Below are 14,038 nucleotides of genomic sequence, written 5' to 3'. Positions count from 1 at the left end.
GATCAACGCGGGGGCGGCCGCATGAGCACCCACCGCATCCCGCGGATCGTGGTCGCCGCGCCGTCGTCGAACGCCGGCAAGACCTCGCTGACCACCGGCCTGATCGCCGCGCTGACCGCCCGCGGGCTCACCGTGAGCCCGCACAAGGTGGGGCCGGACTACATCGACCCGGGCTACCACGGGCTGGCCGCCGGCCGCCCGGGCCGCAACCTCGATCCCTGGCTGGTCGGCGACGAGCGGATCACCCCGCTGTTCCTGCACGGCTCCCGCGGCGCCGACGTCGCGGTGGTCGAGGGCGTCATGGGCCTGTTCGACGGCGCCGCGCACGCCAGCGTGGAGCCCGGCTACGGGTCGACGGCGCAGCTGGCCACCCACCTGCGGGCGCCGGTGGTGCTCGTCGTCGACGCCGCCTCGCAGGCCCGCAGCGTCGCGGCGCTGGTGCACGGGTTCGCCACCTTCGACCCGACGGTGCGCATCGGCGGCGTGGTGCTCAACCGGGTGGGCACCGACCGGCACGAGGCGATCCTGCGCGAGGCGCTGGGCGCGGCCGGGGTGCCGGTGCTGGGTGCGGTCCGCCGGATCGAGGACCTGGCCACCCCCTCCCGCCACCTCGGCCTGGTTCCCGCCGCCGAGCGGTCGGCCGAGGCGGTGCGCACCGTGCGCGCGCTGGGCGCGGTGGTCGAGTCGTCGGTCGACCTGGACGCCGTCCTGCGGCTGGCCCGCACCGCACCGGACCTGCCCGGCGATCCCTGGGACCCGGCGGCGGAGGTCACCCGGATCGAGGGCCGGCCGGTGGTCGCCGTCGCCGGCGGCCCGGCCTTCACCTTCGGCTACGCCGAGACCGCCGAGCTGCTCACCGCCGCCGGCGCCGAGGTGGTGACGGTCGACCCGTTGCGGGACGACGCGCTCCCCGCCGGCACCCGGGCGCTGGTGGTCGGCGGCGGCTTCCCCGAGGTGCACGCATCCGCGCTGAGCGCGAACGTCGGCCTGCGGACGGCGATCGCCGACCTCGCCGCGCGCGGCGGCCCCATCGCCGCCGAGTGCGCCGGGCTGCTGTACCTCTCGCAGGAACTGGACGGCGAGCCGATGTGCGGCGTGCTGCCCACGACGACGGCGATGCACCCGCGGCTGACCCTGGGCTACCGGGCGGCGGTCGCGCTGACCGACAGCGTGCTGGCCCCGGCCGGCACCCGGGTGCGCGGGCACGAGTTCCACCGGACCACCGCCGGTCCGGGCGCGGGGCCGACCCCCGCCTGGCAGTGGAGCGCCGACGGCCCGGAGGGCTTCGTCAGCGGCAACGTGCACGCCAGCTACCTGCACCTGAACTGGGCCGGATCACCCGGGATGGCCACCCGCTTCGTCGCCGCCGCCGCGCGGCTTCCCCAGGAGGTCGGCCATGCACATCGCTGAGGGGTTCCTGCCCGCGCCGCACGCCGTCGGCTGGACGATCGTCGCGGCCCCGTTCGTGGTGCACGGCGCCCGCGCGGTGGTGAAGGAGGTCCGCGAGCACCCGGAGTCCACGCTGCTGCTGGGCGCGGCCGGTGCGTTCACCTTCGTGCTGAGCGCGATCAAGCTGCCCTCGTTCAACGGCAGCTCGAGCCACCCCACGGGCACCGGGCTGGGCGCGGTCCTGTTCCGGCCGCCGGTGATGGCGCTGCTCGGCACGGTGGTGCTGCTGTTCCAGGCGCTGCTGCTCGCCCACGGCGGGCTCACCACGCTGGGCGCCAACGCGTTCTCGATGGCGGTGGTCGGCCCGTGGGTCGGCTACGGGGCCTACCGGCTGGTGCGCCGCTGCGGCGGCGGGCTGCTGCCCGGGGTGTTCGCCGCGATGGCGCTGGCCGACCTGGCCACCTACGTGACGACGTCGCTGCAGCTGGCGCTGGCCTTCCCGGACGCGGAGAGCGGGCTGGCCGGCGCGGCGCTGAAGTACCTGGGCGTCTTCGCGCTGACCCAGGTGCCGCTGGCGGTCGGCGAGGGGCTGCTCGGCGTCCTGCTGTTCCGGGTGCTCACCGTCAACGCCCGGCCCGAGCTCGAGCGCCTCGGCGTCCTCCGCCCCGAACCCGAGCCCGACCCCGACCCCGCTTTCCGCGCGGAAAGCGAGCCGTCGGGCCTCGCTTTCGGCGCGGAAAGCGGGGAGTCGCCGGAGCGGGAGGGGCAGCGATGAGGCGGCACCTGGTCACCGCGCTGCTCGTGCTGGCCGTCGTCGCGCTGTTCGCCACCCCGCTGCTGCTGGACCGCGACAGCGAGTACGCCGGCACCGACAGCCAGGCCACCGAGCTGGTGCAGGAGTCCGACCCGGGCTACGAGCCGTGGTTCGAGTCGGTCTTCTCCCCCAGCTCGTCGGAGATCGAGTCGGGCCTGTTCGCGCTGCAGGCCGCGCTGGGCGGCGGCGTGCTCGGGTACGTGCTCGGCCGGCTGCGCGGCCGGCGGACGGCGCACCGGGCAGCGGAGAGCCCCACCGCAGGGCCGTGACCGGGCTCGCGATCGACGACGCGGCCTGGGCCAGCACCTGGCGGCGGCGCTCCCCGGCCGACAAGCTGCTGCTGTCCGGTGGGCTCGTGCTCAGCGCGCTGGTGCTGCCGGCCTGGCCGGGCAGCGTGCTGGTCGGGCTGGCCGCCGTCGTCCTGGCGCTCGGGCCGGCCCGGGTGCCGGCGCGGACGTTCGGCCGGGCCATCCGGCTGCCGCTGGCGTTCATCACCATCGGCGCGCTGACCGCGGTGGTGCAGGTCGGCGACGGCGGGCTCGGCTGGGCTCCGGACGCCGCCGAGCGGGCCGGCGGGCTGGCCGGGCACGCGCTGGCCGGCAGCGCCGCCGTGCTGCTGCTGGCGACGACGACGCCGATGTCGGACCTGCTGCCCGCGCTGCAGCGGCTGCGGGTGCCGGCGGCCGTGGTGGAGGTCGCCTCGGTCACCTACCGCCTGCTGTTCGTGCTGCTGACCAGCCTGACCACCATCCGGGAGGCGCAGACCGCGCGGATGGGCCACTCCTCGGTGCGCCGCTCCTACCGCTCCAGCGGGGTGCTCGCCGCCGCGGTGCTGACCCGCTCCTGGGACCGGGCCCGGCGGCTGCAGGACGGGCTGGCCGGCCGGGGCATGGAGACCGGCCTGCGGGTGCTGCCCGAGACGCTGCCGGGGTCGCGCCCGTTCGAGGCGCTCACCGTCGCCGGGCTGGCCGCGCTGGTCACCGTCGGGGGGCTCGCATGAGTCACCTGACCCTGGCCGCGGTCGGGCTCACCGTCGGCTACGACCGCCGCCGGCCGGTGCTCGACGGCGCCTCGCTGACCGTGCCGGCGGGCCGGCGGCTGGCGGTGCTGGGCGCCAACGGCTCGGGGAAGACGACGCTGTTGCGCTGCCTGTCCGGCGCGCTGGAGCCCGCCCGGGGCCGGGTCACGCTGGACGGCGCCGAGCTGCACCACACCCGGAAGGGGCTGCGCGCACACCGGCAGGCGGTGCAGCTGGTGCTGCAGGACCCCGACGACCAGCTGTTCAGCGCCTCCGTCGCGCAGGACGTCTCCTTCGGCCCGGTCAACCTGGGCCTGGCCGAGGACGAGGTGCGCGCCCGGGTCGCCGAGGCGCTGGAGCTGCTGGCGGTCACCCACCTGGCCGACCGCCCCACCCACCAGCTGTCCTACGGCGAGCGCAAGCGGGTGGCGATGGCCGGGGCGGTGGCGATGCGCCCCTGCGTGCTGCTGCTCGACGAGCCGACCGCCGGGCTGGACCCGACCGCGGTCGGTGAGGCGCTGGCCGCGCTGGCCCGGCTGCAGGAGGCCGACTCGACGGTGGCGCTGAGCACCCACGACGTCGACCTGGCGCTGCGCTGGGCCGACGAGGTCGCCGTCGTCGTCGACGGCCGGGTGGTGCAGGGGACGCCGGAGACCGTGCTGGGCGACGACGCCCTGCTTGACCGCGCCCGACTGGACCGCCCCTGGGCACTGACCGTGGGCGCCCGGCTGCGCGAGCTCGGGCTGCTGCCCGAGGGCGCCCTCCCGCGCGACGCCGACGCCCTGCTCGCCGCGCTGCCCGACTCCCCCGGGGTCCGGACGTGATCACCGTCGGGGTCGGCGCCGTCTCCGGGGTGACGGCCGAGGAGGTGTTGACCGCGGTCGACGCCGTGCTCCCCGCGGACGCCGGCCCGGTCGGCCTCGCCACGCTGGACGCGCGGGCCGGGGGAGCCCGGGCTCCGCGAGGCCGCCGCCCGCCGGGGCTGGCCGCTGACCGGGCACCCCGCACCGGCGCTGGCCGCGATACCCGTGCCGGCGCCCTCGGCGCGGGTCGCGGCCGCGGTGGGCACCGGCTCGGTCGCCGAGGCCGCGGCGCTGCTCGGTGGCGGCCGGCTCGTCGTCGGCAAGACCGTGGTCGGCCGGGTCACGGTGGCGGTCGCCGCCCCTGCCCCTCCTCGCCAACATGGCCATTTCGGCGGGGACGGCGGCGAGGACGGCGGCGGGGACGTCGATCTGCGGCACCACGGTGACGCCGAGGTCGCCCCCGGGCTGGTCGACCTCGCGGTGAACGTGCGGGCCGACGCCCCGCCGGCCTGGCTGCGGGCGGTGCTGCACGAGGCGCTGGACGACAGCGCCGGCTACCCCGACCCCGGCCCGGCGCGCGCCGCCGTCGCCGCCGCGCACGGACGCGACCCGGCGGAGGTGCTGCTCACCGCCGGCGCGGCCGAGACCTTCACGCTGCTGGCCCGGGCGCTCACCCCGCGGCGGGCCGTCGTCGTGCACCCCTCGTTCACCGAGCCCGAGGCGGCGCTGCGGGCCGCCGGCCACCCGGTCGACCGGCTGCTGTTGCCCGCCCCGGAGTACCGGCTGGACCCCGCGGCCGTGCCGGAGGACGCCGACCTGGTGGTGCTCGGCAACCCGACCAACCCGACCTCGGTGCTGCACCCCGCCGCGGCGGTGGCCGCGCTGGCCCGGCCCGGCCGGGTGCTGGTGGTCGACGAGGCGTTCGCCGACTCGGTGCCCGGCGAGCCGGCGTCCCTGGCGCACCGCACCGATCTGCCCGGCGTCCTCGTGGTGCGCAGCCTGACCAAGACCTGGGGGCTCGCCGGGCTGCGGGTCGGCTACGCCCTCGGCCCGGCCGGCCTGGTCGCCGCGCTCGCCGCGCAGCAGCCGCACTGGCCGGTCTCCACCCCGGCGCTGGCCGCGCTCGTCGCCTGCACGACCGACCGCGCCCGGGCCGAGGCCGCGGCGGTGGCCGACCAGCTCACCGTGCACCGGCGAGAGCTGCTGGCCGCCCTCCCGGCCGGCGTTGAGGTCGTCGGCGACCCCGCCTCGGCCTTCGTGCTGCTGCGCGTGCCCGACGGCGCCCGGGTCCGGAACCTGCTCCGCAAGGAGGGCTGGGCGGTGCGCCGCGGGGACACCTTCCCGGGGCTGACCGGCGACCACCTGCGGGTCGCGGTGCGCGACCCGGGGACCTCCCGTGCGTTCGGCCGGGCGCTGGCTGCGATCCTGGAGCGGGTCACCGCCGACGTCGCCGCTGATCTGCCACCCCGCCCGGCCGCCCTGGCAGAGGAGACCGATGACCGCGCCTGACCCCGCCCCGGCCGCCGTCTACCCGGTCGGGCTACGCCTGGCCGGACGCCGTGTCGTGGTGGTCGGCGGCGGGCAGGTGGCCCACCGCCGGGTGGCCGGGCTGCTCGAGGCACGCGCCCGGGTCACCGTGGTGAGCCCCGAGGTCACCCCGGCGCTGGAGGCGCTGGTCGCCCCCGGGTCGGTGACCTGGCACCCCCGCCGGTACGTGCGCGGTGACCTGGACGGCGCCTGGTACGCCGTCGCCGCGACCGACGACCCGGAGGTCAACGCCGCGATCGCCGCGGAGGCCGAGCGCGCCCGGGTGTTCTGCGCCCGCGCCGACGACCGGTCGGGCTCCAGCGCCTGGACCCCCGCCGTCGGCCGGCAGGGCGACCTGGTGGTCGGCGTGCACGGCGGCGGCGACCCGCAGCGGGCCATCGGGGTGCGCGACGCGGTGCTCTCCGGGCTGATCGACGGCTCGATCTCCGACCGCGCCGCCCGCCCCACCGAGGGGGCCGCCGGCAGCGTGGTGCTGGTCGGCGGAGGGCCCGGCGACCCGGGGCTGGTCACCGTTCGCGGCCGGCACGCGGTGGCGACCGCCGACGTCGTCGTCGCCGACCACCTCGCCCCGCAGGGCCTGCTCGCCTCGCTGCCCGCCGAGGTCGAGGTGATCGACGCCTCCAAGCTGCCGCGCGGGCGGTCCATGGCCCAGGAGCAGATCAACCAGTTCCTGGTCGACCGGGCGCTGGCCGGCAAGCGGGTGGTGCGCCTCAAGGGCGGTGACCCGTTCGTCTTCGGCCGGGGCTGGGAGGAGCTGGAGGCCTGCGCGGCCGCCGGCGTGCCGGTGGAGGTCGTCCCCGGGGTGACCAGCGCGATCGCCGTCCCGGGGCTGGCCGGGGTGCCGGTCACCCACCGCGGGATGACCCACGAGTTCGTCGTCGTCTCCGGGCACGTGCCGCCCGGGCACCCGGCGTCGCTGGTCGACTGGACGGCGCTGGGCCGGCTGCGCGGCACGCTGGTCGTGCTGATGGGCGTGGACACCGCACCGCAGATCGCCGCGACGCTGGTCGAGCACGGCCGCGACCCGCAGACGCCGGTCGCCGTGGTCGCCGACGGGGCGACCCCGAGCCAGCGGACGGTGCGCACCACCCTCGCCGGCCTGGGCGAGGCGATCGCGGAGGCCGGCATCCGACCGCCAGCGGTCTGGGTGGTCGGCGACGTCGTCGGCCTCGGCGCGCCGCCGGCCTGACCCGGGCCCCCGCCACGCGGCGTGTCCGCGCGTGCGCGCACAAAGCACTAGTACTGCCGATGTAGCACTCCTACTATGACCGCACCCAGCGGCCGAAGGAGTGGTGCACGTGCACGCCGTCCCCTCGACACCCCCGCCTCCCGAGCCCGTCGTCCGGGTCCGCGACCTGCAGATGAGCTACGGACCACGGCCGGTCCTCACCGGCGTCGACTTCGACGTCCACCCCGGCGAGGTGGTCTGCCTGCTCGGCCCGAACGGCGCCGGCAAGACCACCACCATCGAGGTCCTGGAGGGCTTCCGGCTGCCCTCGAGCGGCACCGTCGAGGTGCTCGGCACCGACCCGGCCACCGGCGACGACGCCTGGCGGGCCCGGATCGGGGTGGTGCTGCAGTCCTGGCGCGACCACCCCCGCTGGACGCCCCGCCGGCTGCTGTCCTACCTCGGCGGCTACTACGCCCCCTACGCGACGCCGGAGCACCCGCGCCCCTACGACGTCGAGTGGCTGCTCACCACGGTCGGCCTCACCGACGGCGCCGACCGGAAGATCGCCACCCTCTCCGGCGGGCAGCGCCGCCGCCTCGACGTCGCCGTCGGCATCATCGGCCGGCCGGAGCTGCTGTTCCTGGACGAGCCGACCGCCGGGTTCGACCCGGAGGCCCGGCGGGACTTCCACGACCTGGTGCACCGGCTCTCCGACCTCGAGGGCACCAGCATCCTGCTCACCACCCACGACCTCAGCGAGGCCGAACGGCTGGCCGACCGGATCCTGATCCTCACCGAGGGACGGATCGTCGCCGACGGCAGCCCGGACGCCCTCGCCCGGCAGGTGGCCGGGCAGGCCGAGGTGCGCTGGACCTGCGACGGCGAGGTGTTCGTGCACGCCACCGAGGAACCGGTGCCCTTCGTCCGGAAACTGCTCACCCAGCACGGCGACGAGCTCACCGACCTGGAGGTGCGCCGGGCCGACCTGGAGGACACCTACCTGGCGATGGTGCACCGGTCCGAGTCGGCCCCCCGCTCCCCCGAGCTGGTGGAGGTGACCCGGTGAACGCCACCCGGCACGCGATCGGGCTGGGGCTGCACCGCGGCTGGACGGAGTTCGTCCAGGGATTGCGCAGCCCGCAGGACCAGGGCTTCTACCTGTTCATGGGCGGCATCACGCTCGGCTGGCTGTGGATCAACCGGGACAACGAGCTGGACGGCACGGGCCTGCTCTACCCGTCGTTCGCGCTGCCCAGCATCCTCGGCGGGCTGCTCGTCTTCAGCGTGGTCATCGGCCCGGCGTACGCGCTGGCCATGGAGCGGGAGGACGGCACTCTGCTGCGGCACAAGGCGCTGCCGGCCGGCATGCCGGGCTACGTCACCGGACAGCTGACGCTGCAGACCCTCACGCTGGTGCCGACCCTGCTGGTGCTGCTCGTGCCCAGCCTGCTGCTCTTCGACGACCTGATGCACCGGGGCGCGGCCGGTTGGGCCGTCACCGTCGGGCTGATCGTGGTCGCCCTGCTCGCGATCCTGCCCTGGGGCATGGTCATCGGGTCGGTGGTGCCCAGTGTCCAGAAGGTGGGCACCTGGGGGATGCTCCCGGTCCTCCTACTGCTGGGGATCTCCGGGATCTTCGTGCCGATCCAGGCGCTGTGGGGCTGGGTGCAGGCCGTCGCCCAGGTCTTCCCGGTCTACTGGCTCGGCCACGGGCTGCGCTGGGCGTTCCTGCCCGACGCGGCGGCCGTCGCCGAGCTCGGCGACGTCTGGCGGCCCGGGGTGGCCCTCCTCGTGCTGGCCGCGTGGGCCGTGGTGGGCTGTCTGCTCGCACCGCGGGTGCTGCGCCGGATGGCCCGGCGGCAGTCGGGCTCGCAGGTGCAGGCCGCGCGGGAGGCGGCGCTGCAGTGGGTCAGGTGACCGAGGGTGTGCACAACCGGATCTCGCTGCTGCGCGCCGAGCAGGGGGTGACGCGGCGGGAGCTGGCCGACGCACTCGGGGTGCACTACCAGACCGTCGGCTACCTGGAGCGCGGCGAGTACAGCCCCAGCCTGGCCCTGGCGCTGCGGATCGCCGAGTTCTTCCGGGTCCCGGTCGAGGCGGTCTTCTCCCTCGCCCCGTTCCCCCGGGTCACCGACCTGCACCGCGCCGACCCGGGCGAGGCGTCCAGCGCCTGAGGTGGTGCCAGCGGTACCCGGGAGGTCGTGCCAGCGGGATCGAGCTCGCCGGCCGGGACGGCGAGGGTCGAGGGCGTCCGTCGCCCACCCGCGCCAGGGAGTACCCGTGACCGGAACCGCCCGCCCGTCCACCGCCCGCCACGCCGGCGTCGTCGCCGCCGGCACCGCGCTCAGCGGTCTGCTCGCCGTCGGCCTGCTCGCCCCACCCGCCCTGGCCGGCGCGCCCCGGCACACCCCGCACGCCGCCCTCGAGCACGAACTCGACGCCCTGGTCGCCGAGGACGGGTACCCCGGTGCCCTGGCGGCGGTGAGCGACGCCCGCGGCCGGGTGCGCGACCTGACCGCCGGCGTCGGCGACGTCTCGACGGGGGCACCGGTCCCGGTGGACGGGCAGGTGCGGGTCGGCAGCAACACCAAGACGTTCACCGCCGTCGTCGTCCTGCAACTGGTCGGCGAGGGGGCGATCGCCCTGGACGAGCCGATCGAGACCTACCTGCCGGGGCTGGTCCGCGGGGAGGGCCTCGACGGGCGGGAGATCACCGTCCGCCAGCTGCTGCAGCACACCAGCGGCATCTCCGACTACGCCCGCCAGCTCGTGCCGGGGTGGGCGGCGAGCGACTTCCACCGCTTCTACGAGCCGCACGAGCTGGTCACGCTCGGACTGGAGGAGCCGGCGCTGTTCCCGCCCGGCACCGACTTCACCTACAGCAACACCAACTACGTGCTGGCCGGGCTCCTCGTGCAGCAGGTGACCGGCCGCCCGGTCGGGGAGGAGATCACCCGCCGCGTCATCGAGCCGCTGCACCTGCGGGACACCTACTGGCCCGGCGAGGGCGAGCAGCGGCTGCGCGACCGCCACCCGCACAGCTACTCCCACGCCTACTCCGCCGCCGAGCCCGGTACGCCGCCGGCCGACGTCACCGTGATGGACGTGTCGATGGGCTGGGCCGCCGGTGCCCTGGTGTCCACTCCGCGCGACCTGCTGCGCTTCTCCCACGCGCTCATCAGCGGGGAGCTGCTCCGGCCGGAGCTGCTGACCGAGATGCAGCAGACCGTGCCGGCCGCCGGCACGGTGGCGCGCGGCGAGGAGGGTTACGGGCTGGGGCTGCAGACCTACACGCTCAGCTGCGGCGGCGTCGCCTGGGGCCACGGTGGCGACCTGCCCGGCACCCACACCCGCAACGCCGTCACCACCGACGGGCGGGGCGCCGTCGTCGTGATCACGGGTGACCCGACCACCGAGGAGCAGGCGATCCGGCTCGAGGAGACCATCGACACCGCGATCTGCGGCTGACCCTCAGTCCGGGGGCACGCGGTGCAGGTGGCTTCGTGGGGCACCCGGTACAGCAGGCAGCAGGACACCCGGCGGGTGAACCGGACCCCGGTGACGTCCTCGTAGCGCGGGGCGGGCAGCGGCGGCCCGATCCTGGCGGCCAGCGGGCCGGCCAGCGCGGTGGCCGCCGCGACGTCGCCGGTGGCCCGGCCCAGCGTGAGCAGCCGGTTCGCGATCGAGTCGGTGGCGATCGCCCACAGCGGCCGCTCCCGCAGCCCACCGGCCGAGGCCACCGCGGTGATCACGGCCGCGAGAGCCGGCCGCAGGTCACCGGACGGGGCACCGCCGCCGGTCGGGTCGCCGGCCGTCGCGGCGACCGGGGCGTGCCCGCTCAGCAGGTACAGCGTCGTGTCGACGAGCCGGACCGACACCGGCGCCCCGGTGACCAACCCGGCCAGGAACGGCCCGAGCAGCACGCTGGAGGCCGAGTACCACCACACGGTGGCCAGCACTCGCCGGTCGTCGGTGCCCTGCCGGGGCGCCCGGGCGGCGAGCACCTCGCGGGTCCAGTCGGGGTCGGCCAACCGGGTCGCCGGGACGGCGACCGCCGACGGCGGCGGGAGCAGTCCGAGCCCCGCTGCACCGGGCAGCCCGGCGAACCGCGTCGTCCCGGCATCCACCGCGACAGTTTCGCCCGGCCGCGTTCCAGGGCGACGTGCGGGGGCACCTGACGGAGAGGTGACCGGGGCCATAGGTTGTGCAGCAGAGACAGCGTCGCCTCAGCGGTGGGGCGACGCCCGGATCCGGAGGTGGCGCATGAGCGAGACCCAGACGAACGACGCCCAGGGCCTGTCCAGCCAGCTGCCCGAGGGCGGGTTCCCGCCCCCGGAGGCGCTCGCCGCCTCCGCCAACGCGGGGCCCGACACCTACGAGCGGGCCGCGGCCGACCGGGTCGGCTTCTGGGAGGACGCCGCCCGCCGGCTGGACTGGGCGCAGCCGTGGGAACAGGCGCTGGACTGGAGCAACCCGCCGTTCGCGAAGTGGTTCGTCGGGGGGAAGCTCAACGTCGCGGTCAACTGCGTCGACCGGCACGTGGACGCCGGGCACGGCGACCAGGTCGCCTACCACTGGGTCGGCGAGCCCGGCGACACCCGCACGCTGACCTACGCCGAGCTCAAGGACGAGGTCTGCCGCACCGCGAACGCGCTCACCGAGCTGGGCGTGACCGCCGGTGACCGGGTCGCGATCTACCTGCCGATGATCCCCGAAGCGGTGATCTCCATGCTGGCCTGCGCCCGCATCGGCGCCGTCCACATGGTCGTCTTCGGCGGCTTCTCCCCCGACGCCCTCGCCAGCCGGATCACCGACGCCGACGCCAAGGTCGTCATCACCGCCGACGGCGGCTACCGGCGGGGCGCGCCCAGCCCGCTCAAGCCGAACGTCGACGAGGCGCTGACCAAGGTCGCGTCGGACGGGTCGGGCGGCGTGCGCAGCGTGCTCGTGGTCAAGCGCACCGAGACCGACGTCGAGTGGACCGAGGGCCGCGACGTCTGGTGGCACGACCTGGTCGCCGGGCAGTCGACCGAGCACGAGGCACAGGCGTTCGACGCCGAGCACCCGCTCTACATCATGTACACCTCGGGCACGACCGCGAAGCCCAAGGGGATCCTGCACACCTCCGGCGGCTACCTGACCCAGGTCAGCTACACGCACTGGGCGACGTTCGACCTCAAGCCGGACACCGACGTCTTCTGGACCGCGGCCGACGTCGGCTGGGTCACCGGCCACAGCTACATCGTCTACGGGCCGCTGGCCAACCGGGCGACCTCGGTGATGTACGAGGGCACGCCCGAGACCCCGCACCGGGGCCGCTGGTGGGAGATCGTGCAGCAGTACGGCGTCACGATCCTGTACACCGCCCCGACCACGATCCGCACGTTCATGAAGTGGGGCGACGACGTCCCGGCCGGCTTCGACCTCTCCTCGCTCCGGCTGCTCGGCTCGGTCGGCGAGCCGATCAACCCCGAGGCGTGGCTCTGGTACCACAAGAACATCGGCGGTGGCCGCTGCCCGATCGTGGACACCTGGTGGCAGACCGAGACCGGCGGCCACATGATCACCCCGCTGCCCGGCGTCACGAAGCTGGTGCCCGGCTCCGCCCAGCACCCGTTCCCCGGCATCTCCGCCAAGGTCGTCGACGACGAGGGCAACGAGCTCGCCGACGACTCCACCGGCCTGCTGGTGCTCACCGAGCCCTGGCCGGCGATGCTGCGCACCATCTGGGGCGACGACGACCGGTACGTGGACACCTACTGGTCGCGGTTCGGCAAGAACGTCTACTTCGCCGGCGACGGCGCCAAGAAGGACGCCGACGGCAACATCTGGCTGCTCGGCCGGGTCGACGACGTGATGAACGTGTCCGGCCACCGGATCTCCACCACCGAGGTGGAGTCGGCTCTGGTCAGCCACCCGACCGTGGCCGAGGCGGCCGTCGTGGGCGCCACCGACCCGACCACCGGCCAGGGCATCGTCGCCTTCGTCATCCTGCGCGGGGACGCCGTCGACCGGGGTGACGAGCTGGTCAAGGAGCTGCGGCTGCACGTGCGCAAGGAGATCGGCCCGATCGCCAGCCCGCGGCAGATCATGGTCGTGCAGGAGCTCCCGAAGACCCGCTCGGGCAAGATCATGCGCCGCCTGCTCCGGGACGTCGCCGAGAACCGGGAGCTGGGCGACGTCACCACCCTGACCGACTCCTCGGTCATGGACCTCATCAGCGCCAAGCTGCCCTCCAGCGGCTCCGACGACTGACGAAGGAGCCCGTCCTCCTCTCCCCTCGCAGGCTCGGGGCGAGCCTCGGGACGGGGCCGGGGTCTCCCCTCGGGAGCTTGTGCTCTGCTCACCCCCGGTGAGCAGAGCACAAGCTCCCGCACCCCCTCGGTGTCCGGCTCCCGTCGGTACCTGCCTCACATCGGCGCCCTGCGTCTCGTCCGCCCCCGGGCGGACGACCGCCGTCCACAGCTGGCCCGGCCCGTGCCCGCGGGAGCCGCCGCGGCGGCACCATCGGCACCGTGCCCGAACCGCCGTCCACCGAGCCGCTGCGCCCGTCCGCCGGTGACCCTCCCGAGGACCAGCCACCGCCAGCACAGGTGGTGAGCGCGCTGCTGCGCCGCATCCGGCGTCGTGGCGACCTGTCCCAACGCGAGCTCGCCCGGCAGCTGGGGGTCAGCGTCGGCGCGATCGGCCAGGCGGAGAGCGGCCGGCGGGACGTCCCTGCCCGCCTGCTCTGCCGCGCGGCGACCCTGGTCGGCCTCCGGGTGACCCTGGCGGACCAGGCCGGTACCGAGGTGCCGGCGATGGCACTGGACACGGTGCGCGATGCCGGCGGGCGCCGCTACCCTGCCCATCTCGACACCCGGTTCGGTGACCAGGACTGGTGGCACGGCGAGCAGCGGTACGACCGGCAGCGCCCCTGGTACACCTTCGACCGGGTCCGGGAGGTCCGCGACGACCGGCGCCGGCTCAGGGGCACGCCGGACGGCCACCTGACGCCTGGCCCAGCGGACGCACCGGAGGAGCGAGCGCGCGCCCGGGCACGGGCGGCGCGCGACGCCCGGGAGGACGAGCGCCGGCGCCGGCGGGAAGCCCGGGCACGGGCCGGGCACGACACGAGCTTCGGCTGGGGTGACCCGGACTGCGGCTGCCCACCGGGGTGCGACGAGCTGCTCCTCACCGAGGACCCCACACCCGGCCGGGAGCAGGCCCACCCGCACGTCGCCGCCTGCCCGTGCCGCTGTGACATCGGGTGAACCCACGGTCGCCCCACTCCTGAGGAGTGACCCCGGCCAGCG

The 14,038-nt window shown here is 75.7% G+C and carries 13 protein-coding genes and 1 pseudogene; 13 read left to right on the top strand and 1 reads right to left on the bottom strand.

The window, feature by feature from the left end:
- Positions 1-21: 21 nt before the first annotated feature.
- From ACI79A_RS04180 to ACI79A_RS04130, 11 genes are all read left to right on the top strand, one after another.
- On the top strand, positions 22-1,410 hold the full coding sequence (locus ACI79A_RS04180; protein ID WP_457080238.1) for a cobyrinate a,c-diamide synthase: 1,389 nt from the start codon (positions 22-24) through the stop codon (positions 1,408-1,410).
- Positions 1,397-2,164: an energy-coupling factor ABC transporter permease gene (locus ACI79A_RS04175; RefSeq protein ID WP_457080236.1), complete on the top strand. Its 768-nt coding sequence runs from the start codon at positions 1,397-1,399 to the stop codon at positions 2,162-2,164. Before ACI79A_RS04180 ends, ACI79A_RS04175 begins: the two co-directional genes overlap by 14 nt.
- The gene (locus ACI79A_RS04170; RefSeq protein ID WP_457080234.1) at positions 2,161-2,472 is read left to right on the top strand and encodes an energy-coupling factor ABC transporter substrate-binding protein; all 312 of its coding nucleotides are present in this window, start codon (positions 2,161-2,163) and stop codon (positions 2,470-2,472) included. The genes ACI79A_RS04175 and ACI79A_RS04170 overlap by 4 nt, the downstream gene beginning before the upstream one ends.
- On the top strand, positions 2,469-3,203 hold the full coding sequence (cbiQ, locus tag ACI79A_RS04165) for a cobalt ECF transporter T component CbiQ (RefSeq protein ID WP_457080232.1): 735 nt from the start codon (positions 2,469-2,471) through the stop codon (positions 3,201-3,203). Before ACI79A_RS04170 ends, cbiQ begins: the two co-directional genes overlap by 4 nt.
- Positions 3,200-4,045, top strand: coding sequence for an energy-coupling factor ABC transporter ATP-binding protein (locus ACI79A_RS04160; protein ID WP_457080230.1), 846 nt, complete (start codon positions 3,200-3,202; stop codon positions 4,043-4,045). Before cbiQ ends, ACI79A_RS04160 begins: the two co-directional genes overlap by 4 nt.
- A gap of 165 nt (positions 4,046-4,210) precedes the next feature.
- Entirely contained in the window at positions 4,211-5,533 is a 1,323-nt protein-coding gene (gene cobC, locus ACI79A_RS04155) for an Rv2231c family pyridoxal phosphate-dependent protein CobC (RefSeq protein WP_457080548.1), read from the top strand.
- Positions 5,520-6,761 (top strand): uroporphyrinogen-III C-methyltransferase, encoded by a 1,242-nt coding sequence (cobA, locus tag ACI79A_RS04150; protein ID WP_457080228.1) that lies wholly within the window; start codon positions 5,520-5,522, stop codon positions 6,759-6,761. Before cobC ends, cobA begins: the two co-directional genes overlap by 14 nt.
- Before the next feature lie 109 nt (positions 6,762-6,870).
- Positions 6,871-7,809, top strand: coding sequence for an ABC transporter ATP-binding protein (locus tag ACI79A_RS04145; RefSeq protein WP_457080226.1), 939 nt, complete (start codon positions 6,871-6,873; stop codon positions 7,807-7,809).
- Complete coding sequence (locus tag ACI79A_RS04140) at positions 7,806-8,660, top strand: ABC transporter permease (RefSeq protein ID WP_457080223.1); 855 nt, start codon at positions 7,806-7,808, stop codon at positions 8,658-8,660. Before ACI79A_RS04145 ends, ACI79A_RS04140 begins: the two co-directional genes overlap by 4 nt.
- Positions 8,657-8,917 (top strand): helix-turn-helix transcriptional regulator, encoded by a 261-nt coding sequence (locus ACI79A_RS04135; RefSeq protein WP_457080221.1) that lies wholly within the window; start codon positions 8,657-8,659, stop codon positions 8,915-8,917. Before ACI79A_RS04140 ends, ACI79A_RS04135 begins: the two co-directional genes overlap by 4 nt.
- A gap of 106 nt (positions 8,918-9,023) precedes the next feature.
- Positions 9,024-10,211 carry a serine hydrolase domain-containing protein gene (locus ACI79A_RS04130; protein ID WP_457080219.1) on the top strand — a complete coding sequence of 396 codons (1,188 nt, stop codon included), beginning with the start codon at positions 9,024-9,026 and terminating at the stop codon, positions 10,209-10,211.
- Positions 10,212-10,222: 11 nt separating this feature from the next.
- Here the strand turns inward: ACI79A_RS04130 and ACI79A_RS04125 are convergent.
- Positions 10,223-10,942: pseudogene (locus ACI79A_RS04125) on the bottom strand ((2Fe-2S)-binding protein); the annotation flags it as partial.
- Positions 10,943-11,006: 64 nt separating this feature from the next.
- Between ACI79A_RS04125 and acs the strand changes: the two are divergent.
- Both acs and ACI79A_RS04115 read left to right on the top strand, forming a co-directional pair.
- Positions 11,007-12,998 carry an acetate--CoA ligase gene (gene acs / locus ACI79A_RS04120; protein ID WP_457080217.1) on the top strand — a complete coding sequence of 664 codons (1,992 nt, stop codon included), beginning with the start codon at positions 11,007-11,009 and terminating at the stop codon, positions 12,996-12,998.
- A gap of 260 nt (positions 12,999-13,258) precedes the next feature.
- Positions 13,259-13,996 carry a helix-turn-helix domain-containing protein gene (locus ACI79A_RS04115; protein ID WP_457080215.1) on the top strand — a complete coding sequence of 246 codons (738 nt, stop codon included), beginning with the start codon at positions 13,259-13,261 and terminating at the stop codon, positions 13,994-13,996.
- Positions 13,997-14,038: the final 42 nt, after the last annotated feature.

This window comes from Modestobacter sp. SYSU DS0657 (genome assembly GCF_054050925.1).
The sequence above is the reverse complement of the archived record's forward strand: the minus strand, read 5'-3'. Positions and strand labels throughout refer to the sequence as shown.